The following is a 25,069-nucleotide window of genomic DNA, read 5'->3' on the forward strand; positions in this document are numbered from 1 at the left end:
TTTTTTGTTTTATGTAAATTAAAATATGTTACTGGGTTTGCACGACACTTTGATCAGGACTAATCAATATTTTATTCAAAACTCTTTTAATATCTATGTTGTCTTGTTGAGGAATTAAAAAAGGTTCTAAATCTTCCGAAGTATTAATTTGCTCGTACTTATCAATAAAACCGTAACCTTTGTAGCTGCTGTTTTCAATTAAAATAAAAGCCTCTTCATTTTCATATCGTCCTTTTTGTTTTACAATTACATTTTTAGACATGTTTTTAAGATAATCTATAGCTTGTTTAACACGAAGATTATATAAGGCCATCGATTCTTTTTTATCACAAATACCTTTGCAAGATTGAATAGGGTAGAGCGAACAATTTGCAGTGCCTTCTTGTAAATGCGTGTATTTTGGACACAAATTAAACTGTTTACAAAGCACCTCTAAGTAATGGTTACATTCTTGAATACTATATAAAACCTGTATGGCATTTGGCGTAGATTTTAGCGTATTGTAAGCTAAATGTAATATGCCATTTCTATCTTGGTAACTGAATATAGCATACGCTTTAGGAGCACGTTTTGGTGCTTGATTGTATTTTGGAAGATGTTCCTTTAACGCGGCATCTTCCATAAGTAATGCAATGGTTTCACTACCTGAAAGCTCGTAATCTACATCGGTTAATTCTTTAGATAAATTAATCTCCTTTTCTGCTTTACTCGAAAAATGACTTAGCACGCGTTTTTTTATATCTTTAGCTCGGCCTACGTAGATAATAGCATCGTTTTCATCTTTAAAATAATAGATTCCGGTGGTACTTGGTAGCTGATCGAAAGTTTCTTGTTTAAGATGTTTTGGTACTTTAGTTTCTTTAGTAGCTTTCTTTAAAAAAGACTCAATAACTTCTGTTGCTGTAGGTTGTTTTAGCAATATTTTAAATAGAATAACAGTAGCTTCAGCATCGCCTCTTGCGCGGTGTCTGCCTACTATAGGAATATCTAATTTGGCACACAATTTACCTAAACTATAGGTTTTGTGGCCTGGTAATAATTTTCTAGAAAGTCTAACGGTACAGAGTTTCTTTCTAACAAATTTTATATCTATTGCCGCAAATTCATTTTGTATGGCGTTATAATCGAAACTCACATTATGCGCTATAAAAATAGCGTTTTGGGTAATCGATAAAATATCTTCTGCAATTTCTGCGAATGTTGGTGCTTTAGCAACCATCAAATCGTCAATGCCTGTTAAATCGGTAATGTATTCAGGGATTAACTGTTGAGGATCAACAAGCGATGTAAATTCATCTATTAACTCATCGTCTTCATATCTAAAAATAGAAATCTCAGTAAGTTTATTTCCTGGTCCAGCGGTTTCAACATCAATTACGGTATAAATCATTATGCTAATCTTTCTAAATTCTTATGGAATACTACACTATATTTAAATGAAGTGTTTTTTTTGTTGTACTACAAATGTAAGCAATAATTGCTTTAATATGTAGCTGTGAATTTTATTGTGAATGAAATATTTTAAAAATTAGATTTTGATAAATTTTGCAAAAGATTTAAATAGTTGATTTTTATCGTTTTAAAGTGAAATGACCTTTAAATTGACGATGTTTTTGGCTGAAAAGTTCTTGAAAATCAACGGTGTACCAATAATCAGAAGATGGCATCGGGTAACCTTTAAAAGTGCCATCCCATCCTGGGCCAAAGGGATCTAAAATATTTAATAGTTTTCCGTACCTATCATAAATATAAATAGAAACATCTGTTTGGAATTCTCTAGATATGCCTAAAGGCAGCCATGTATCATTAAAATTATCTCCATTTGGAGTAAAGAATTTAGGAATACTAATAACTGAAATTTTCTCAGAATCTATACCACAACCATTTTTATCTCTAACGTAAATGGTGTGCAATCCGCCTTCTACATTATTAAATATATTACTGTCTTGGTATGGTCCAAATTCGCTGTCTATAGCATATTCATTGTCTCCAATACTATTCTCGCTAAGATAAACGGTAACGGTTTGTATGTCCATAGCATCTATAATATCTACGCGATCTATAGTTGGTATAGTTGAAGGTAAAACAATAATTTCTCTTGTTTTCGAACAACCTTCTAAAGATGTTACAGTTACGCTATATGTTCCAATTTCGTTAATTTCAATTTCAGGAGTTGTCTCGTTTGTGTTCCATAAATAAGTGAAATTATTTGTAGAACCCGTAATTAAACCAGCATCTAAGGTGATGGTCTCAGGGTAGGTATTTAGACAATAAATAGTTTCATGAGTAACTTCAATATTAGGTAAGCTATTTACAACTAGTAGAACTTCTTCAATATATGAACAACCTTCGTTATTTTCAACACGAGCGTAAATGGTTTGAGAATAAGCCTCAGTATTTTGATAATTATTTGCTAATAGATCTATCTGCTGTTCTGCATTTTGATAAGTTTCATAATAAGCGACGTCAAAATTTTCAGTTGAATTTATTAAAACTTGAGGAGACGCTAAGCTTAAATCGAAGGTGTTTAATCCGTCTTCAGAATTTAATTCATCACAAACATATAATATGGCTGGCGTTAATTCTATAAAACTACTATTTAAGGTTAGCGTTGTAGAATCAAAACAACCGGTAGTGTTATCAACTACTTTTACGTAAACGGTTTGCGGATTTGTAGTGTTTGTAAACGTTGCGTTTTGTTCGTTGAAATCATTGTCTAATTCGCTTTGTGATAAGTAAAAGTGAGTTGTAACGTTGTTATTGTTTCCTGTAACTTGATCGTCATAATCATGAAGATTAAATTGCATTAATCCATCGGCAATACCTGTATAATCACATTCTGTAATGGATGTTGCAATTGCGTTTGGTAGAGGTAACTCTTCAACTTCAACATCAAAGGTACCAATACAGCCATCGCTGTCTTCTAAAGTTACGTTGTAAGTTCCTGCAACGGAAACTTTAATGGATTGTGTGGTTTCTGTCGTGCTCCAGGTATATGTTGAGTAATTTAGACCTATATCTAAAACCACAGAAGTGCCCGCGCAAAAGGTTGCTTTGGTTAGCGTTGGTGGCGTAATATGGATAGTCTCAATGTTGAAACTCGTAATATTATCACATTTATCGGGAACAGATACTCGAACAAAAACAGTTTGCGAATTTGGATTTACGTTTTGATGCACTGTTGGATTCTGAATTTGGTTTTGCTCCAAATTAGCATCCATTCTGGTATTGAAATATCTAAAAGTGGCTCCAATTTCGGTAGTGAATAAATTTTCAAAAGACGTTAAATCGAATATAGCATAATCATCTAAATCATCGTCACAAGATTCTAGTATTTCGGTAACCGTTTCCACGGAAGTGTCTGCTCTGTGTTGTATTTCCACGGAAGTGATATAGGCACAACCTAAACTGTTTTCTACTCGAACATAAACATCATGGTTATTATTTGGGATGGTATAAATACCGGAAAGTGCTGAGTTTTGGTTTTCGGCATTGGTTTGCGAATTGTAATATTCAAAAGCTAGGTTCGCGGTGTTTGCAACAACTAAAGTGTTTAATTCACTAAGGTTGAAGCTGTAATTACCATCGAAATCGGTATCGCAAATTTGGTATGTATTTGGCCTTAACTCTATAAAACTACTATTTAAGGTTAGCGTTGTAGAATCAAAACAACTGGTAGTGTTATCAACTACTTTTACGTAAATGGTTTGCGGATTTGTTGTGTTTGTAAACGTTGCGTTTTGTTCGTTGGAATTATTGTCTAATTCGCTTTGCGATAAGTAAAAGTGAGTTGTAACGTCGCTGTTGTTGCCTGTAACTTGATCGTCATAATCATGAAGGTTAAATTGCATTAATCCATCGGCAATACCTGTATAATCACATTCTGTAATGGATGTTGCAATTACGTTTGGTAGAGGTAACTCTTCAACTTCAACATCAAATGTACCAATACAGCCATCGCTATCTTCTAAAGTTACGCTGTAAGTTCCTTCAACGGAAACTTCAATGGATTGCGTGGTTTCTGTAGTACTCCAGGTATATGTTGAGTAATTCATCCCCATATCTAAAACCACAGAAGTGCCCGCACAAAAGGTTGCTTTGGTAAGTGTTGGTGGCGTAATATGGATAGTCTCAATATTGAAACTCGTGATATTATCACATTTATCGGGAACAGATACTCGAACAAAAACAGTTTGCGAATTTGGATTTACATTTTGATGTACTGTTGGATTTGGAATTTGGTTTTGCTCCAAATTAGCATCCATTCTGGTATTGAAATATCTAAAAGTGGCTCCAACTTCGGTAGTGAATAAGTTTTCAAAAGCCGTTAAATCAAATATGGCATAATCATCTAAATCATCATCACAAGATTCTAGTATTTCGGTAACCGTTTCCACGGAAGTGTCTGCTCTGTGTTGTATTTCCACGGAAGTGATATAAGCACAACCTAAGTTGTTTTCCACACGAACATAAACATCATGGTTATTATTCGGGATGGTGTAAATACCAGAAAGTGCTCCGTTTTGGTTTTTGGCATTGGTTTGCGAATTGTAATATTCAAAGGCTAGGTTAGTGGTGTTTGCAACTACTAAGGTGTTTAATTCACTGAGGTTGAAGCTGTAATTACCATCGAAATCGGTATCGCAAATTTGATATGTGTTTGGAGTTAACTCTATAAAACTGCTATTTAAGGTCAACGTTGTAGAATCGAAACAACCGGTAGTGTTATCAACGACTTTTACGTAAACAGTTTGCGGATTTGTTGTGTTTGTAAACGTTGCATTTTGTTCGTTGGAATCATTGTCTAATTCGCTTTGCGACAAGTAGAAATGTGTTGTAACGTCGCTGTTATTTCCTGTAACTTGATTGTCATAATCATGGAGATTAAATTGCATTAATCCATCGGCAACACCTGTATAATCACATTCTGTAATGGATGTTGCAATTACGTTTGGTAGAGGTAACTCTTCAACTTCAACATCAAATGTACCAATACAGCCATCGCTATCTTCTAAAGTTACGCTGTAAGTTCCTTCAACGGAAACTTCAATGGATTGTGTGTTCTCTGTCGTGCTCCAAGTATACGTTGAGTAATTTGATCCCATATCTAAAACCACAGAAGTGCCCGCGCAAAAGGTTGCTTTGGTTAGCGTTGGTGGGGTAATATGGATAGTCTCAATGTTGAAATTCGTAATATTATCACATTTATCGGGAACAGACACTCGAACAAAAACAGTTTGCGAATTTGGATTTACATTTTGATGTACTGTTGGATTCTGAATTTGGTTTTGCTCCAAATTAGCATCCATTCTAGTATTGAAATATCTAAAAGTAGCTCCAATTTCGGTAGTGAATAAGTTTTCAAAAGTCGTTAAATCGAAAAAGGAGTAATTGTTTAAATCATCGTCACAGGCTTCTAAAGTTTCGGTGACCGTATTAACATTGGTCGATGTTCTAATACTAACATTAACAGCTGCAACAGCCCAACAACCAAATTGATTTTCTACTCGAATATAAATGGTATGATTATCATTTGGAATGGCATAATTTGTAGTGTTAGAAATAGCTCCGGTTTCATTTTCAGCATTTGAGAATGAGGTGAAGTATGTGAACACTAGATTCGTTTGATCTTGGATAATTAATGAATTTAAGTCGCTTAAGTTTAGCGTGAAAAATCCGTCGAAATCGGTATCGCAAATAGTATGACTACTATCAATTAATTTAGGTGTGGCGAGTACCTTTAAAATAACGCGACCTATAGAAAAACAGCCCGTTAATGTATTGTCGAATCTAACAAAAATATTATCGGTTTCTGAAGCTGTATTATGATTTTCGGGTGTTGAAATTAGAAAAGTTGTATTTGCGGTTTGTGCGCCTACTTCATCAGAATAATAAGTAATATCAAGTCCTGTAGTATTGGCTAACATAGCCGGAATAGCAGTGGTTAAATCAAACTCTTCGGAAAGGTTAAAATCATCGTCGCAAGCCGTAAGTTCGGTGTCGTTTACAGCGATAGGAAAAGTGAAATTTAATGTTATTTCGGCAATTGAAAAACATCCCGTGGTTCTATTTGTAACCCTTATATAAATAGTTTGCGGAACACTAGTAATTAGATATCTATATGAAATTGCTCCGCTGTTATTAAGAGCATTATTTTCTGAAGTAAAATAACGGAATGTATGGTTTGCAGGATCGGAAATGATAGCATTATGGCTTAAACGCAAGTCGTAATATTCGCTGCCATCGGTAAAGTTATCGCAGACAGTAACATCAATGTTGTTAACTACTGGTGCGGAAATTAGGCTAAAGCTAATGGCTCCAGAAATATCGCAACCATCTGGTGCGGAAAGATTAACATATAGGGTAGTGGTGTTTGTTATATTCGCCGTAGTTATTGGTGTGTTTTTGTTGTTTGCATTATCTAAACTGTTGTAATACGTTAAATTAATGTTGTTTTGAGTTCCAATAATATCTGAGTTGAAATTGGATAAATCAACATTGTTTTCAATACCATCATTTTCAAAATCACAAATACTTAGCATATTAGATCGTAACTCGGGTATGGAAACAATAGTTATTTCTATTTCGGCTGTGTTATAGCATGTTGTGGTTGTATTATATAAACGAACAAAAACGGAATGGTTAGATGTTGCTAAATAATTTTCAGGTGTTGGTATTTGTGCTGTAGGTTCGCCTGTTTCTGCCTCCGCTTCGGTATTGTAAAAAGAAGCTTCATAGTCTATAAAATTTATGTTTACATCTGGTAAAGCATCGTTTAGGTTAACTAATTCTTCATTATTGTTATCGCTATCACAAGCTTCAATTTCGGCGTCGTTGGTAGTTATTATTGGATAGAAATCGAATGTAATATCGGTTTCTGTTGTACAGCCGTCTGGTGTAGTTACAAAGACATTAATAATTCGTGTTGGTCCAATAATGTTGTAGGTTTCTGGTGAGCTAATGTCTCGTCCGTAAATGTCTTCATATTCGAAAACAGCACCTGTTTCTGTAGTGATGGCATCTTCATATTGAGTAATGTCATGTATTTCTCTGTTGTTACCAAATTCGTCGCAAATAGTTGCTAAAACCGGATTTAGAAGTATGGTGGTTTGAAAATCTAAATTAACTTCTTCTACTGTAGAATCGAGTTCGGTTCCTTCAAAAACTAATGCAATACGAGCATAAAGCGTTGTTGGTGTGGTAATGTTTATTTCGGTAATAGCACCAGTATTAGCGTCGGCATCGGTTTCTAAAATATGATAGGTGACAACCATGTATCTAGAATCATCAAAACTAGAAATTAAGCTATCATCATATGCGCTTAATGTTACTAATTCTTCGGAATCGTTATCGGTATCACAAATTTGAAAATCTCCATCGATAGCTCCTCCGGAAAATCCAACAGACTCTAATTCGATACTTCCTATGGTGATACAACCAGAATCTGTATTGGTGAAAACAACAAAGACTTCGGTTTCAGGATTAGTAACTCCAAAATTAGCAGGATCACTTATTAAACTGCTCGGGTCTTGTATTTGTGCTCCATTTTCAGAATCGTAATATTGAACAGTAATACCTGTTAAATCGGTGACCATATCATTAATAGATGTGGTTAAATCGAAAATAGTTCCTGTACTAACTTGGTTATTGTTTTGAACGGTTACACCATCGATATATGTGAAATTTATAGGAAAAACTTCAATACAACCATTCGATGTGTAAGATCGTACCCAAATTTGAGAAGCGCTATTTAAACGGTAAACTTCGGGGTCTATTGGATTGCTCGTGGCATTTGGATCAAAAGGATAGATGTTTCTTTCCGCCCAACTTTCATAAAGATGATAACTAAAGTTTAAAGCCGAGGTATTGTTCGATTGTACATCTGTTTCATGTTGTGTTAAATTGTAAATAGCAATATTAGAACAAAGCGTAACCTCAATAGGTGCAACAACGGGAACAGGATTAAGAACTATAGGGATTTCTACAATATTTGGACAAGATTCATCGGGTTGAAGCGTTAAGCGAACAAAAACAGAATCGCCATTTGCAGCGGTTAGATTGGTTTGTGGATTTAGATTGTTTTCAGCTTCATTTTGATTTAAATGATACGAAAGTGTAGCGCTAGATTGGCTACCAATAATTTGCGTGGTGTAATCGGAAAATGTTATAATTTCTGAATTATCATTATCTACATCGCATTCTGAAATTTGAGAGAGTTGTGAGGTTGCTAATTCTTCTAGATTAACGGTTAGTGTACCTACATCAAAGCAACCAACGCCACGTTGTAATCTAACATATATATTTTCTGTTGGGTTCGTTAATAGGTAGTTTGCTGGAGTAGGTATAGGGTTCGTTTCCTTTTTTGCATCGTCTGTAGAATTATAGTAACTCAACACTAAACCAGTTTGTGTGCCAACCATTAATGGCGCATAGGTTGTTAAATCTATAGTTTCTTCTCCAACCAAGTTAATGTCGCACACGGTTTGCACATTGTCTATAGCTATTGGGTAAGAGAAATCAATGGTAATATCTATGGTATCTTCTAAAACAACATCGGTGCCAATACACATATCATAAGTGACTCTAGCGGTATAACTTGTCGATTCTTCTGGGCAAATGGTTATTTGATCGCCTGTTGCAATGAGTGTGTTGCTAGCATCTCGCCATTGAACTACCGTTGTTGGAATTCCGTTTGGTGTAAACCGCCAAGCTTCATTAGAGGCGCTCCAAATACCAGAATTTCTGTCGGTAGGCGTTGTTGCTGAAGTTCCATCTTCATTTTGAATTCCTATTAAAGCATTTTTTCGATAAGCTCCAGATGTTGTTTCGCAGTTTATTGGTTTGTCCTTTATATAAACATCAATAATATTTGAAGTTTCGTAGAGTACAATTTGAGTTGTGGACCTTGTGTTTTCGCAATTAAAATGGTTTAAATTTTCGTAACTAATAACAAAGGTTCGTTGTGGAGCAGTGCCTGTAGTATAGGTTTTAATTTCTCCACATTCGTTTTCCGGGGTGCTTGGGTCGTCGGTGCAACCAAACACATTATCATCGTTTGTTAAATCGTGATAAGCACCAAATATAGCATTGGTTGGCATGGATGAGTTTGGTAAACTTCCTGAAAAATAAGGGCTGTCGGCAAGAGCTAGTGTCGTGTTGAAACTGATTAGACCATTATCTCCAAGAATAAAGGAATTGAAACCTTCGTTATAAAAACAAAAATCGAAAGGTAAGGATAAAACAGAACTCCATTTATCGTCGGCAGAAACGGTTACCGAACTTTCGTTAGTTAAACTAGATAAGTTAGTAAAAGGTATACTGTTTACTTGATAAGAAGTGGTTTCGTAAATAGTAGTGTAATTGGCTTGTAAAACAAAGCAGCGATCGGCATCTGTGGGGTAATCACAATCTACCAAAATATCTGTTAAACCTCCTGCGTCACTAATTTCGATTGAAGGGGTAATATTTTGTGAAAAAAGTATGGTTGGTAATATCAGGGATATAAGGAGGGACCTATAATGCCACATATAATTGTCTTAATTATTTTAATAAAAAAATAAATATATGGAAAATTAGATTTAACAAAGCTTTAAGTATTCTTTGTTCGACGTATCTCGTTTTATGGGTGTTGTATTGATTGGTTTTTGAGGAGTGGTTGACGTTTAATATTGCGGTGTTTTAGTTTTGAATACGGAATTTGGAATTATTGGCTCTTTTGGATAAGTAACATGTTGTGTTTTCTAAAGGTATAGATGTTAGGTTATTATAAAGTTAGCCCGTTCTATATCAACTTCATTGTTGGTGCTTTTAAGGTGTAGTGAAATAAAGTGAAAATTTATATTAATTTGTAACCTATAAAGTTGTTCTTTTTGTAGGGTTTAAAAAATACATAAAAACTAACATAGTGATAAAATAAATAATAGAAAAAACAGTATAAGTAGCTGTACCACCAACGGTAGGAGAAACAGGTAATATTAATATAGACATATTTAGCATATATTGTAACAGCCAAACGCAAATGCCGCTTTTAGTTTTTGAATAAACAAAAGTGCACATACCTGCGGCTCCTAGCATGTTAAATAATAAAGGTATTATTGGTAGATCAGTAATAACACCTGCGTTTAAATAAACGACAGGAACCCACCATAATGTCCAGAAAAAGCCAACTATTTGACTTGCGTAAAATGGTTTTGTGATTTTTGATAATTCACGAACAGAATAGCTTACCCAAACAACTTCACCTACAAAAGCCCAAATTAAAATAACAAGGCTGCTTCTTAAAGTTATAGCTGTATGATCAAATTTTAAAAAACTATTATAATCACCTTCATAATACAGACCTTTTAGTATGAGCGTTATTGAAGCTATTGTTAATGCAAATAATAGACTAAATAAATACCATTTAGGATTTACTCTCCAGTTTAGCATAGGTTTAAAAATGTTTTTTATGCCTTCTATGCCTCTTGTAAATTTAACAATAATAATAAGTAACAATAAAAGAGAGTAAAAACGACCATGTGTATAAGCAAAACCAGGAATCAACCCTTTAATTCTGGCATAAACAATAATTGTACATATGATGGGAGCTAGAATTAAAAACACCCAAATCTCATTTTTTTTAATAAATTCTTTCATAATAAATTCAAAACTAATTTTCACAAGCAATGATAATACCGTTATTAAAATAGAGTGAAATCTGATAAAATAATCAAACTTAACAATTAGTTTATCGGATTTTATAGTATTTACGAGAGGAAATTGTTGCCTTTTATTTGATATGTATTATTCTTGTATCAAGAAAATTGATACTCTCGAAATAATACAAATTATATCAATTGCTGCAAATATAACTAATTAATTAATGGGTAAGTATTCTTTACTAATTTCGACTTAGTAAAGTGTGTTTTTCCAATTTTAGATGCAAAATACTTTCATGATTTGGAGTGTTAAAGGCATTTCTTTCTAAGTAAAAAGAGTATTAAAAAATATAAAGTAAACCATGAAACCTGCTTATAATATCTTAGGACCTACATTGGAGTATCCAAAATCAACTCTTCATGAACTTTTAGAGAAGCAGGCTATAGCTTACCCTAAAGCCGTAGCTTTAGAGTTTGATAATGAAAAAATTTGTTACGGTAAGCTACAAGAAGATATAAATAAAACAGCCCATTACTTATGGAGTAAAGGGGTTCGCCCTGGTCAGATTATAGCTATTTCATTAGACAGGTCTCCTGATTTAATTACTTCTATTTTTGCTGTTTTACAATGTGGTGCTGCTTATGTACCTATTGACGCTAGCTACCCCACAAAGAGATTAGAAATGATTATTGCTGACTCAGAAGCAAGCTATATCATTTGCAAATCGACTAAAAATGATCTTTCAGATACGTCTAAAAACATTTTCATTGAAGACATTATTGAAGGCAGAAATGATAATTCTTCAAAATCTCTTGATATAATAGTACAACCAATATCGGTTGCTTATATAATTTACACTTCGGGTTCTACAGGCAAGCCCAAAGGTGTTCAAGTTTCTCACCTTAATACTATCAATTTAGTTTATTCTATGGGTGTAGAACCAGGAATTAGTAGAGAAGATAAAATTTTCGCACTTACTACCATTTCATTTGATGCTATGGTAATGGAAGTTTTTCTTCCATTACTTCATGGGGCTTCTATTGTTTTAGTTGATGAAGAAACAAGACTTGATGGTGAAATACTATTAGAAAAAGCTTTAAAAGATAATATTACCATGATGTGGGGAACTCCAAGCATCTGGCAAATACTTTTAGATTCTGACTGGAAAACACCTTTAAAAATTAAAGCATTGATTGGTGGTGAACCTGTACCACTAAATTTAGCTACTAAACTCCTAGACCTTTGTAGCGAATTATGGAATATTTATGGCCCAACTGAGACTACTGTTTGTGCTTTTCTGACAAAAATTTCTAAAGGCGATACTCAAATTGCAATCGGAAAACCTGTTGCAAACACACACGCTTATTTAATTGATGAAAAAGGAAACCATGTTACTAAAGGAGAAGTTGGTGAAATTGTTATTGGTGGTGATGGTGTATCATTAGGCTATTTAAATAGGCCCGAACTTACTACTGCTTCATTTGTTGATGACCTTTTTGTTGCAAATAATAAAATGTATTTATCTGGCGACTTAGGGAAGCTTTTGCCTAATGGACAAATGCAATGTTTAGGCCGCAGAGACCAACAGGTTAAAGTTAGAGGACATCGAATTGAATTAGGAGAAATTGAAAAAGTTATTGAAACACTGCCAAATATTAAAAAAAATGCAGTCTTAGTTAATAATTTAAAAAGTGGAGAACCAAGATTGGTTGCCTATTTACAATCTGCAACAGTTAATCAAGACTCGAATATTGTTCGGAATCAATTAGAAGAGATTCTTCCTGAATCTATGATTCCTTCAATTTTTATTTGGTTAAACGAATTTCCAATTACTACAAATGGTAAAATTGATAAAGAAAAATTACCACAACCAGAATATGTCAGACCAGATTCTGCACCACTTTTCAAAAAACCACGCACAAAGTTAGAAAAAGATATCGCATTGATATGGAGTGAGCAACTTCAGGTGCCAAGCATAGGTATTGATGACAACTTTTTTGAAATGGGAGGAACATCACTCCTTACTCAAAAAGTAGCAACCTTAATGAGGAAGCGTTTTAAACTAAAAATACCAGTAACAAAAATTTACCAACACCCTACTATAAAAGAAATAGCAACGTATATTGAAAATGATGACAAAACAGCGCCTTCTATTGATTATTCAAAAGTAAAAAAGAATAAAGCATCTAGCGATGTCGCTATTATTGGTATGGCAGGAAGATTCCCCGGAGCTGAATCAATTGATGAGCTATGGGATGTTCTTAAAAATGGAAAAGAAACGACTTCGTTTTTTACTCCAGAAGAACTTGATAAATCTATTTCAGAATCTTTAAGAAATGATCCGCTTTATGTAGGAGCTAGAGGTATTGTACCTTCTGTTAAAGAATTTGACGCAAAGTTTTTTGGTTTAAACAAAAAACTTGCCGAAGCAATGGATCCGCAGCAACGCTTATTTTTAGAAATAGCATGGGAAGCTTTGGAGCAATCAGGTCATCTTCCAAAGCATTATAAAGGGAGTATCGGTGTTTATGCTGGTACAGGTACAAATACTTACTATAAAAATAACGTACTACCTAATAAAGAATTATTAAAACAAGTTGGTGTACTTCAGGCCAATACGGTTAACGAAAAAGATTATATATCATCAAGAACAGCATATCATTTAAATTTAAAAGGGCCTGCAGTAAGTGTACACTCTGCTTGCTCAACATCTTTATTAGCTATAGCAGAAGCTGCAGATGCTATTAGAAATGGTCGTTGTGATGTTGCTTTGGCAGGAGGCTCAAGTATAACGGCACCTATTCACAGCGGACACCTTTATCAAGAAGGTTCTATGCTTAGTCCTGATGGTCATTGCCGTTCTTTTGATGAAAATGGTAAAGGAACTGTATTTAGTGATGGTGCTGGTGTAGTACTTCTTAAAAGCTTAGAAGATGCTAAGGCTGATGGAGATATTATTTACGGAGTGATAAAAGGCGTTGGTTTAAATAACGATGGCGGTAATAAGGGAAGCTTTACTGCTCCAAGTACAGAAGGTCAAGCTGGCGCTATATCTAACGCATTACTTGATGCCGGTGTACAGCCTTCTGAAATTAGTTATATTGAAGCTCATGGTACGGCAACGCCTATTGGTGACCCAATAGAGATTGAAGGACTAAAAATGGCTTTTGGAAAACAAGCTGTTAATGGATATTGTGCTATCGGCTCTATTAAAAGTAATATGGGGCATCTTACTGCTGCGGCAGGAGTTGCGGGTATGATTAAAACAATATTAGCGCTAAAGCATAAACAAATTCCAGCTTCGTTAGGTTTTCAGAAACCAAATACATCTATTGACTTTGAGAATAGCCCGTTTTACGTAAATAATAAATTAAACGCTTGGGAATCTGATGGTCTCAGAAAAGCAGGAATTAGCTCTTTTGGTGTTGGCGGAACAAACGTGCATATCGTTGTCGAAGAATATAAAAATGAACAAAAAGTTTCTAGTGCTTCGCGATCGTTACAAATTTTACCTTGGTCAGCTAAAACACAAAATAGTTTACAAGGGTACCAATCTAAATTAGGTCATTATTTAAAAACAAATTCTGATTTTTCACTTGCAGATGTTGCTCATTCTTTAATTAATACGAGAGATTCGTTCACAAACAGAGGTTTTGTAATCGCTGAGAATACAGAAGATGCTTCTAATAAATTATTATTAGACGACAATAAAAATATTAAAACAAATGTACTAAGTATTACCTCTAGTGAATTAGCTTTCTTATTCCCAGGGCAAGGTGCACAATACCTTCAAATGGGTAAATCTCTTTATACTGAAGAAAAAATATTTAAAGTAGCTGTAGATAAATGTGCTGAGTTATTAAAGTCTTATTTAAAATTAGATATTAGACAAATAATTTATCCTGATGAAAACTCAGAAGAGGCTGAATTAAAATTAAAAGACACCAAATACACACAACCAGCATTATTTGTTGTAGAGTACGCGCTTTCGCAACTATGGATGAGTTGGGGAATAAAGCCAACATTACTTTGTGGCCATAGTGTTGGCGAGTTTGTAGCAGCCCATTTAGCTGGTATATTTACTTTAGAAGATGCATTACATCTTATTACAATGCGAGGTAAGCTAGTTAGTGAACTTCCGGGTGGTAGCATGTTATCTGTTCGATCTAATGCTAAACATGTTAAAAATATAATTCCTGAAACACTATCCATTGCTGCTATCAATTCAGATCGATTAATTGTAGTTTCAGGTCCTGATAATGAAATTGAAAGTTTTTCAAAAGTCTTAGAAGCAGAAAATATTGCTAATAAGCTTTTATTAACAAGTCATGCATTTCACTCTACAATGATGAATCCTGTTTTAGATGTTTTTGAAACAGAGGTAAAAAAGATAACATTAAGTGTTCCTCGATTACCTATTGTATCTACAGTAACTGGAGATTGGTTAACAGATAGCGAAGCGACTAGTTCAGAATATTGGACGAATCACTTAAGAGCAACCGTAAACTTTTCGGGAGCGATGGAAACTGTTTTAAAACTAGAAGATCCTTTATTACTAGAGGTAGGCCCTGGCCGTGCATTAACAACTTTGTCAATGCAAAAATCAGGTTTAAAATCTTTAGCCTCTATTGCTAGTTTATCGCTTCCTAAAGAAAATGAAACAGCTCACCATTCTGTATTGTCTGCATTAGGTACTTTATGGCTACACGGAGTAGAACCTAATTGGAGCTCTTTTTATGGGGAACAAACCAGACAAAAACTTTTATTACCATCATATGTATTTGATCGTAAACCTTGTTGGGTAGAGCCTTTATCTATCCCATTGGACGCTAATAAAGAAATAAATAATATAGTAAATACCAAAGATCAGTCTATTGGTCTAGTACATAATACCGATTATAAATTTATGAGAAAACCTATCCTTCTTAATAAAATATCAGAGATTATAGAAGAAAACTCTGGAGTTGAAATTGAAGCTAATGATTTTAATCACAGTTTTTTAGAACTTGGCTTAGATTCTTTAGTGCTAACTCAAATGGCTATAACTTTTAAAAACGAATTTAACACGCCAATTACTTTTAGACAGTTAAATGATGAACTTGGTTCTCCAAATTTGTTAGCAGATTATATCGATAAAATTTTACCGAAAGAAGTTTACGCTCCGGCTTCAGATGTTAATCTTGTTCAAGCGCAAGCTCCTGAAAATTATGCAGCACCAAGTGCGCCAGCAACACAACCTATAAATGTTGTAAGTAACCCTAATCAAAATACTGCATTAGGCTTAATTGCTCAACAATTACAACTTTTAGGGAAACAAATGGAGTTATTACAAGGTCACGATAGTACGGTTGTTCAACCGCAACCTGCACCTGTTGTTCAAGACCAAAAACCAATAATAGCTTCTGTTATTATCGATCCAGAAGATTTATCAGAAGACGAGAAAAAAGAGCATCAAAAACCTTTTGGTGCATCACCAAAAATTGAAAAAAAATCAACAGGTGTAAGCAGTAGTCAAAAGACTTTTTTAGATAATTTAATTGAAAGCTATAACACTAAAACAGCTGGTAGTAAGGCATATGCTCAGAAGCATCGTAGTCATATGTCTGATCCAAGAGTTGTATCAGGTTTTAAACCAGAAACAAAAGAACTTATATACCCTATTGTTATTGAAAGATCATCAGGAAATCGCCTTTGGGATTTAGACAACAATGAATACATTGATACTTTAAATGGTTTTGGATCATGTTTATTTGGTCACCAACCAGATTTTATCAAAGAAGCATTACACAAGCAAATTGAAAGTGGTTATGAGGTAGGTCCTCAACATCCACTAGCAGGTGAGGTTTGTGAGTTGCTTAGTGAGTTTACAGGACATGAGCGTGTTGCGCTTTGTAATACGGGCTCTGAAGCTGTTTTAGGTGCTATGCGTATTGCTAGAACCGTTACTGGCCGCTCGCTTGTTGTTGCATTTTCTGGTTCCTACCATGGTATTAATGACGAGGCGCTTGTAAGAGGGTCTAAAAAACTTAAAACTTTTCCAGCTGCGGCAGGTATTTTATCTCAATCTGTACAAAATGTATTAGTTTTAGAATATGGTACAGATGAAAGTTTAGAAATCATTCGTCAACGTTCGCATGAGTTAGCTGCCGTTGTTGTTGAGCCAGTACAAAGTCGTAGACCAGAGTTTCAACCTATTGAGTTTCTTAATAAAGTTCGTGAAATTACAAAAGCATCGGAAACAGCACTTGTATTTGATGAAGTTATTACTGGGTTTAGAATGCACCCAGGTGGAGCGCAAGCTTTATTTAATATAAAAGCAGATATTGCTGCATATGGAAAAGTAATCGGTGGAGGTCTTTCTATTGGCGCGATTGCAGGAAATAGTACTTGTATGGATGCCATTGATGGTGGTTTCTGGAAATACGGAGATAAATCTTATCCTGAAGTAGGTGTTACTTATTTCGCAGGTACTTTCGTTCGTCACCCACTTGCTCTAGCAGCTTCTAAGGCTTCGTTAATTTTTATGAAAGAACAAGGACCCGAATTACAGACTAGGTTAACAGCTATGACTGAAAGTTTAGTTTCAGACTTAATCCTTGAAATTAAAAAACGTAAGCTACCAATTGAAGTTAATTACTTTGGTTCTTTATGGCGATTAAAATTCTTAGAAGAAATACCTTATTCTGAATTACTTTTTGTTTTAATGAGAGAAAAAGGTATTCATATTTGGGATGGTTTTCCTTGCTTTATAACTAATGCTTATAACGAACAAGATATAAATAAGCTTAAAAGTGTATTTACTTCTTGTCTTGATGAACTTATTTCGGCAGGTATTTTTAATTCTAATAATAACACATTATTTACTGCTTCTTTAAATAAACCACCATTAACAGGAGCGCGTCTTGGCATGGATGAAAAAGGTAATCCTGCATGGTTTATCGAAGATCTAAATGTAGAGAGTGGTTTCGCTAAAATAGAACTGTAAGAAAACTATATTTTTTACGACTACTTTATAAGTTTTGAATCAAAATTAATGTAAAACCCTATTACGTTGAACAAAATTAATAATTTCAATCCTTTTTCTGGCCCGGAACTAGAAAAGGTGATTGCTATAACGCAGTCTCAAGCAGAAATCTGGATTAGTTGTAATTTAGGTGGAGTTGATGCAAATAGAGCTTATAACGAATCAATATCTCTTGTTTTAGAAGGGGATTTGAATCATTCTGCTTTACAAAATGCTTTGCAAACATTAGTGCAAAGGCATGAAGCGCTGCGCTCTGTTTTTAGTCGTGATGGACGTTTTATGAGCGTCATGAAGTTTGTTTCTTTTGAAATTAAACAACACGATTTATCACAATTTACTTCAGAAGAAAAAAAGCAGGCTATAGAAAATTATGTATCAGAAGATGCTAATTTTATTTTTGATTTAACAAAGGGACCACTAATTAAATTTTCTTTAATAAGAAAAAGCAATCAGGAGCATGACCTGTTAATTACGGCTCACCATATTATTTGCGATGGTTGGTCTTTCGGTATTATGTTAGAAGAGTTAGGTGAACTTTATTCTGCCTACGCTACAAATAAAGCCTATAACCTTCCTGATGTAGACGACTATAGTGCTTATGTAGATAATTTAATTCAGTTTACGGGAAGCGAAGACAATATTAAAACAGAAAATTACTGGTTAGAGCAATACCAATCAATAATACCAGAACTCACATTACCTACAGATTTTGCTAGGCCAAAACTTAGAACTTTCAAGAGTAATCGTTCAGATTTTTCGATAGAGAAAGACTTATTATCTAAATTAAAGAAAATAGGAATACAATCTGGTTGTAGTTTTGTAACAACGTTAATGGCTGCTTTTGAGGTTTTTCTCTGTAAAGAAACAGGTCAAGATGATATTGTGCTTGGTTTACCTGCAGCTGGACAATCGGTAACCGGTAAAACGCAATTAATTGGGCATTGTGTAAATTTATTACCACTTCGGAGTAAGCTTAATACTTCTTTTTCATTTGGGGAATATTTAAAATATAGAAAAAATTCTGTTTTCGATGCTTACGATCATCAACAGTTAAGTTTTGGGGAGTTACTACAAAAACTTCCATTACAGAGAGATCCATCGCGAGTACCATTAGTTCCTGTTGTTTTTAATATTGATATGGGCATGACGTCTCAAGTTAATTTTGAAGGATTGGAATATAAGGTAATTAGCAACCCGAGAACGTCGGAAACGTTTGAGATATTTTTAAATGCTACGGGTACAGAAGAAGATTTTATTTTAGAGTGGTCTTACAATTCAGCGCTTTTTAAACCATCTACTATAGAACGTATGATGGCTTCTTTTAAGTCTATATTAGAATCGATTGTAGCGCAACCAAGTATTACCATCGGAGAAATTGTAAAGGTTGATGCTTCTCAATATGAAGAATTAAATAGAACACAAGCTGTTTATCCACAGATGCCTTTACATGATCTTATTAAAGAGGTTTCCAAAATTTTTACTAAAAAGCAAGCCTTAAAGTTTGAAGAGACGGAAATTTCATATCAAGAACTAGAAGCTCAAGTTAATCAGCTTTCTCATTACTGTGTAGAGCAAGGTGTAAAACCTGGAGATATTGTTGGGGTTGCTTTACCGCGTTCAATAGAGCTTGTTGTTTCATTAATTGCCTTAATGCAATGCGGAGCAACCTATTTACCCTTAGATCCAAATTATCCAATAAATAGATTGGAATTTATGTTAGATGATTCGGGAGCAAATTTTCTTATTTCATCTAAAACATTTTCATTAAGTTTAAAAACAAATGCATCAGTATTATTGTATGAAGATGTATTTTCAAATTTATCAAAACACCCTTCAACGTCACTTTCTTTAAATATTGATAACGATGAGGTTGCATATATATTATATACTTCAGGTTCTACAGGTAAGCCAAAAGGTGTATCTGTAACACATAAAAATTTAGTTAATTTTTTGTTTAGCATGATGCTTAAGCCAGGCATTAAAAACCAAGATAGATTATTATCGATTACAACAATTTCATTTGATATTGCTGGTCTTGAGCTTTTTCTCCCATTATTAGTAGGTGCTACATTGGTAATTGCAAACGATGATACGGCTAGAGATAGTCGTTTAATGTTGAAGTTATTAAAGCAAGAACGCATCACGATGCTTCAAGCAACGCCAACTACTTGGCAAATGCTATTAGATGCAGGATGGGAAAACCCATTAGCAATAAAAGCGCTTTGCGGTGGTGAAATGTTACCGTTGCCTCTAGCAAAAAAAATATTAAGTAGGGTAGATGAGTTATGGAATGTTTATGGACCTACTGAAACTACAATTTGGTCTACCGTAAAGCAAATTGATAAGGATGATGAGCAAATAACAATAGGAACTCCAATCGCGAATACTCAAATTTATTTGTTGAACTCACAAGGATTATTGGTGGAAGCAGGAAAAACTGGCGAAATTTGTATTGCCGGAGACGGTGTAGCTAAAGGGTATTGGAGGCGACCTGAGCTTACGGCAGAAAAATTTACAAGCAACGATTTTGATACAGAACAACAAACCAAACTTTACAGAACTGGAGATTTGGGGAAATTGCTACCATCGGGAGATATTTTGTGTTTAGGTCGAATAGATCATCAGGTTAAAATTCGTGGACATCGTATTGAGTTAGGTGAAATAGAAGAAGCTTTAGATGAGGAAACTGAAATACTGTCGTCTGTTGTGGTTGTTAATTCAAGTCGTTTAATGGCTTTTATTATTACTAATGAGGCTCGTGATTTTTCCGAAGATAACATGGCGAAATGGAAAAAGAATCTTTCTATAAAGCTTCCAGATTACATGGTGCTTCAGGACTTTAATTTAGTAACTGAATTTCCAAAAACACTAAATGGTAAAATAGACAGAAAGTCTTTATTAGAAAATGCTTCGGAAAAAAAAGAAACAACTCATTTTACAGCACCTAGAAATAAAACAGAACAAAGAGTAGCCGCAATATGGCAAGAGTCTCTAGGGCTTAATAGTATTGATATATTTGCTAATTTCTTCGAACTTGGTGGCCATTCTTTAATAGCTTTAAAAGTTATGGTGCGTATAGAAAAGGAAACGGGGGAAAACTATCCGCTTTCTTCTTTATTAGAACATCCAACCATTGAGAAGTTGGCTAAATTTATAGATTCGGATAAAGATATTTCTAGTTGGAGTTCCCTTACACCAATAAAAACTTCTGGAACTAAAGCGCCACTTTACGTGATACATGGTGCCGATCATAATGTTTTAATATTTGAAACCTTATCGAGAACGTTACATAAAGAGCAACCTGTTTATGGGTTACAAGCAAAAGGCCTTAACGGCATTGATGCACCACACGATTCTATAGAAAAAATGGCGGCGCACTATGTTGCGGAGATTGTTGAATCTAACCCAGCCGGACCTTATGCTATTGCAGGATATTCGCTAGGCGGAATTATTGCTTTTGAGATGGTTAAAATATTAAAAGCTCAAAACCGAAAAGTGTCGTCACTAATTATGTTAGATAGTTATGTGTATCCAACTTATAATTATGAAGTTTCTTTTAAGAAAACTAGAGCGCATTTATCTTATAGTTTAGGGCAAGTTGCTTTTGTTGCTAAAATGATGCTTTTAAATAAGGAGAATTTTAGCCGATGGTTAGATATTATAAAAATAAAAATTAAATCGTCTTACTTAAGAATTAAACTTGGGCGAGAAGCACAACATAAATTAGAATATCCTTGGCCTTTAGAGTTGGATGATATGCATAGGTTGGCTGTTAATAATTACCAAATTATACCTGAGGATTTGGAAATAGATTTACTTAAAGTTGAGGATAATAATATATTTTATGCTCACGATACCAACTATCTAGGTTGGAGAGAAGTGGCAAAAGGCGGCGTAATTAGGCATGTTATTCCTGGGAATCATAAAAATATGTTTCAAAGTCCGAATGATAAAGTGTTAGGACAAATTTTACAAGCTATTTTAGATAGAGACCATGATTGATTCTCAAATTAAAACATGTTGTGAATCTATAAAATTAAGTTTTACTGAGGTTTATGATGTAAAGTTAGATGAGAAAGGTGTGAAGCTTTTCAAGTTTAAAATATCCGATTATGTAAATCTGCTTCCGGAATTAAAAATGCTTTTAAATACTTCGGAAATAGAACGCGCTCAAAGATATTATCATCAAAAGGATTCTAATAGGTTTATAGTGTGCAGGGGTTTGTTAAAACTAATTTTAGCAAAAGAAATAGGCGTAGATGTTTCGAGAATAGAATTAAGTAAACACGCTAATAAAAAGCCGTTTTTAGCTTTTTGCCCCGAATTACACTTCAACGTGTCTCATGCAGAAAACTATGCGTTAATAGCTTTAGGTGTGCAGGAATTGGGTGTGGATGTTGAGTATCTTTCTAAAGACTTTAATTTTATCGAAATTTTACCAACAGTTTTTAGTGCACCTGAAATTAATGCGGTTTTAACTGCTGAAAATAAAAATAAAACATTTTATAAGTTGTGGACTAGAAAGGAAGCTATTGTCAAAGCAACAGGGAAGGGAATTGATGATAATCTTGTAGAAATAAATGTTTTGGATGGAGCAGAGTATATTGAGGTTAGTGCTTTTCAATCAAAACAACATATGCAAGTAGTTAGTTTTAATGTTGATCAAGATTACATAGGCGCTCTTGCATTTAAAAAGGGTAGAGTAGATGTTGATAACATAAAACTCTACCCTTTAGATACTTTATTAAAAGATTTTAAGCACCAAATATAACATCTTGTAATTTCTCTAATGTTATGGGCTTAACAATATAGTTGCTGTCAATATTATAGTTTTTTGCACGTTCTATATCCGCTTCATTGTTAGAACTTGTAAGTATAAAAATGTCTATTTTGTCTTCTACAGGTATTTCTTTAAAGGCGTCTAGAAATTGCCAACCATCCCAAACAGGCATGTTTAAATCTAATAATATTAGTTCTGGTAGCTTTTCTCCGCTAGAAATTATGGCTTTTAGCTTAGTAAAAGCGTCTTTTCCATTAGAGCATATTAAAATCGAATCCACAAGTCCGGTTAGGTTTAAAAATCTTTTGGTAATGTAAACGTGTGTTGGGTCGTCTTCAATAATACAGGCTAAATTAATTTTTTTCATGTTTAAAAAATACTTTAAAAGTGGTTCCTTTATTTAGTTCGCTAGTTACTTCTATTTTTCCGCCTAAAGTTTCTATTTGGTTTTTTGTAATAAATAAACCAATACCTCGGGCATCTTCATTGTCATGAAATGTTTTATACATTCCAAACAATTTGTTTTTATTTAAATCAAGATCTATTCCAATACCATTATCTGTAAAAGATATAATGATGTATGGACCTTTTTTCTCCGAATTTATATTTAAAAAGCTGTCTCGCTCACTAGAACTATATTTTATAGCATTCGTTATGAAGTTTAAAATTATGCTTTCAACATAAGCAGAAATACCAAGTACTTTAATGTTTTCTTCAGTATTGTTTGTGATTTTTATGTTGTTTTTTTCTGCAATAGGGGTGAGAGATGCAATTTGCTTGTTAATAATATTACTTAAAGGTATTAATGATAAATTATCGTTTGATGATAAATTAATTTTAACAACCTCTGATAAGTGGTTAATAGTTTCTTGTAAATTAGAAGATGAGGTTTCTAATAACTGAATCATTTCATTTTCGAAAAGTTCCGGTTCATCATCTCTTAAAATTTGCAATAATGCCGAAATTCCTCCAGAATGTGATCGTAAGTTATGCGATACAATGTGGGCGAAATTTTTAAGACGATCATTTTGATCTTGTGTAATAGAAATAATACGTTTTAAAGCCTTTTCTTGTTCTTTTAGAAGGGTAATGTCTATAATTTGAGAAATAAAATAAAGCACCTCATTATCTGTGCCTCTTACAACAGATACTGCAAAATGGATATTGATAAGGTGTCCGTTTTTATGAAAATAGCGTTTATCTACTTTGTAATGGTCTCTTGCGCCATCAATAATTTCTTCTATTTCGGCGGCGTCTGTATTTAAATCTTTTGGGTGCGTTATATCTTCAAAGCTTAATAAAGAAAGCTCATCGTGCGTGTAACCCAGTATGTCGCAAAAGGTTTGGTTTATTTTTAACCATTTTTTATCGTTGTCAAACAAAGCCATTCCAATAGCTGCATTTTCAAAGTTACCTCTAAAGGCTTGCTCGCTTTGTTCTAATTTTATCTGGTACTTTTTAAGATCGTTTATGTCTTGTATAGTGCCATAAACTCTATTGTAATTGTCTTTTATTTTTTCTGGAAACCCAATAACTTTAACCCATTTGTATTCGCCTTTTAGAGTAACAATTTGTAATTCATCGTTAAAAGGTTCTCCAAAATTGAGAGCTCTAAATACAAGTTCCGTAATTTTAGTTCTGCTCGAGCCTTCTTTATAGAAGTCGATACTAGTTTCAAGACAAGGTTTGTAATCTAAGTCTACACCATGTATGGCTTTGGTTGTATTACTCCATTTTATAGTTTTGTTTTCTACAGACATGTCCCAAAAACCAATATTGGCTTCTTGGTTACAGCGATGCAAAAACTCTTCATTTTCTTTAAGTTCGGTAATTTCTAGATGAGAGCCCACCATTCTAATAGCTTTGCCTTCCTCATTTCTAATAGCCATACCTTTAGATCTAATCCATACTGTTCTACCTTTTTTATGGGTATACCTTAGTACTTGATCGTATGGGATGCTAGGGTCTGCAACATGTTGATTGAAGTTGATTAGGGCTGCTTTTAAATCGTCCTGGTTTATAATTTCTCGCCAAGTAGAAGATTTGTAAGGCATGTTTTGAGGGTTGTACCCTAAAATTTCCCAGAAACGATCGTCCATCCATTCATTTTCAGGGTTTTCAAGATCTGAGTACCAAATACCATCTAATGAGTTTTTTTCAATAAACTCAAAAATTTTAGGATTTGTTTTTAAAGAACTGTAAAGCTCCTTTTGTAAATAATTCATTTTTGTAGGGAAAAAGTTTTACTTAAAAACACAAAATGTAAATCAATAAAAGAGCAGGCTTTAATTGATGTTTTATAACAAATGTAGCTAATTAACTAGAATAAACGGTTTATATGTAGAAATAAAAAATTACTGTAAGAAAAGGATTAAGTCAAGGTTTTTCTTGTTTAACAGGAATCTTAATTATATTGAGCTCGTGTTTTTTAGATTAATTTGCTTGATTAGTTGGTGTTTAATCCCTCGGTTTTTGGCTCTAAAAAGGAGGAAAAGCTAATTTTTTTTATTGTTAAGTATTTTAAATGAAAGAATTATACTAATTTAGTAGAAAGAAAATGTTGTGTTGTTTTTCTATTAAAGAGCTAGAAAACAAGGATGTTAAGGTTTTTAATGTGTTCTAATAGA

General features: G+C 33.9%; 8 protein-coding genes. 3 read left to right on the forward strand and 5 right to left on the reverse strand.

All coding sequences use genetic code 11. The features are described from left to right. Positions 1-28: 28 nt before the first annotated feature. From V6246_RS01100 to V6246_RS01110, 3 genes are all read right to left on the reverse strand, one after another. Positions 29-1,390 carry an exonuclease domain-containing protein gene (locus V6246_RS01100; RefSeq protein ID WP_341558598.1) on the reverse strand — a complete coding sequence of 454 codons (1,362 nt, stop codon included), beginning with the start codon at positions 1,388-1,390 and terminating at the stop codon, positions 29-31. 181 nt (positions 1,391-1,571) lie between these two features. Next, the gene (locus V6246_RS01105) at positions 1,572-9,527 is read right to left on the reverse strand and encodes a T9SS type B sorting domain-containing protein (RefSeq protein ID WP_341558599.1); all 7,956 of its coding nucleotides are present in this window, start codon (positions 9,525-9,527) and stop codon (positions 1,572-1,574) included. A 325-nt stretch (positions 9,528-9,852) separates the two neighbouring features. Further along, positions 9,853-10,635, reverse strand: coding sequence for a hypothetical protein (locus V6246_RS01110; RefSeq protein WP_341558600.1), 783 nt, complete (start codon positions 10,633-10,635; stop codon positions 9,853-9,855). Between the two features lie 364 nt (positions 10,636-10,999). On the opposite strand from V6246_RS01110, the gene V6246_RS01115 reads away from it, so the two are divergent. The 3 genes from V6246_RS01115 (at position 11,000) to V6246_RS01125 (ending at position 22,433) form a co-directional block, all read left to right on the forward strand. Then, the gene (locus tag V6246_RS01115; protein ID WP_341558601.1) at positions 11,000-17,623 is read left to right on the forward strand and encodes an amino acid adenylation domain-containing protein; all 6,624 of its coding nucleotides are present in this window, start codon (positions 11,000-11,002) and stop codon (positions 17,621-17,623) included. 66 nt (positions 17,624-17,689) lie between these two features. After that, a complete protein-coding gene (locus tag V6246_RS01120; protein ID WP_341558602.1) occupies positions 17,690-21,664 on the forward strand; it encodes a non-ribosomal peptide synthetase in 3,975 nt (1,324 codons plus the stop codon). Next, positions 21,657-22,433, forward strand: coding sequence for a 4'-phosphopantetheinyl transferase family protein (locus V6246_RS01125; protein WP_341558603.1), 777 nt, complete (start codon positions 21,657-21,659; stop codon positions 22,431-22,433). The genes V6246_RS01120 and V6246_RS01125 overlap by 8 nt, the downstream gene beginning before the upstream one ends. On the opposite strand, the gene V6246_RS01130 is transcribed toward V6246_RS01125, so the two are convergent. After that, positions 22,417-22,809, reverse strand: coding sequence for a response regulator (locus V6246_RS01130; RefSeq protein WP_159019922.1), 393 nt, complete (start codon positions 22,807-22,809; stop codon positions 22,417-22,419). The genes V6246_RS01125 and V6246_RS01130 overlap by 17 nt on opposite strands. Then, positions 22,796-24,667 carry a PAS domain-containing protein gene (locus V6246_RS01135; protein WP_341558604.1) on the reverse strand — a complete coding sequence of 624 codons (1,872 nt, stop codon included), beginning with the start codon at positions 24,665-24,667 and terminating at the stop codon, positions 22,796-22,798. Before V6246_RS01135 ends, V6246_RS01130 begins: the two co-directional genes overlap by 14 nt. Positions 24,668-25,069 lie beyond the last annotated feature (402 nt).

Origin of the sequence: Algibacter sp. TI.3.09 (assembly GCF_038154905.1) — a bacterium.
Classification (GTDB): domain Bacteria; phylum Bacteroidota; class Bacteroidia; order Flavobacteriales; family Flavobacteriaceae; genus Algibacter.

What these genes read in the sequence shown, in the direction of transcription:
- V6246_RS01130 (WP_159019922.1), bottom strand. Translation starts at nt 22,809, where the DNA reads ATGAAAAAAATTAATTTAGCCTGTATTATTGAAGACGACCCAACACAC.
- V6246_RS01125 (WP_341558603.1), top strand. Translation starts at nt 21,657, where the DNA reads ATGATTGATTCTCAAATTAAAACATGTTGTGAATCTATAAAATTAAGT.
- V6246_RS01105 (WP_341558599.1), bottom strand. Translation starts at nt 9,527, where the DNA reads ATGTGGCATTATAGGTCCCTCCTTATATCCCTGATATTACCAACCATA.
- V6246_RS01100 (WP_341558598.1), bottom strand. Translation starts at nt 1,390, where the DNA reads ATGATTTATACCGTAATTGATGTTGAAACCGCTGGACCAGGAAATAAA.
- V6246_RS01110 (WP_341558600.1), bottom strand. Translation starts at nt 10,635, where the DNA reads ATGAAAGAATTTATTAAAAAAAATGAGATTTGGGTGTTTTTAATTCTA.
- V6246_RS01135 (WP_341558604.1), bottom strand. Translation starts at nt 24,667, where the DNA reads ATGAATTATTTACAAAAGGAGCTTTACAGTTCTTTAAAAACAAATCCT.
- V6246_RS01115 (WP_341558601.1), top strand. Translation starts at nt 11,000, where the DNA reads ATGAAACCTGCTTATAATATCTTAGGACCTACATTGGAGTATCCAAAA.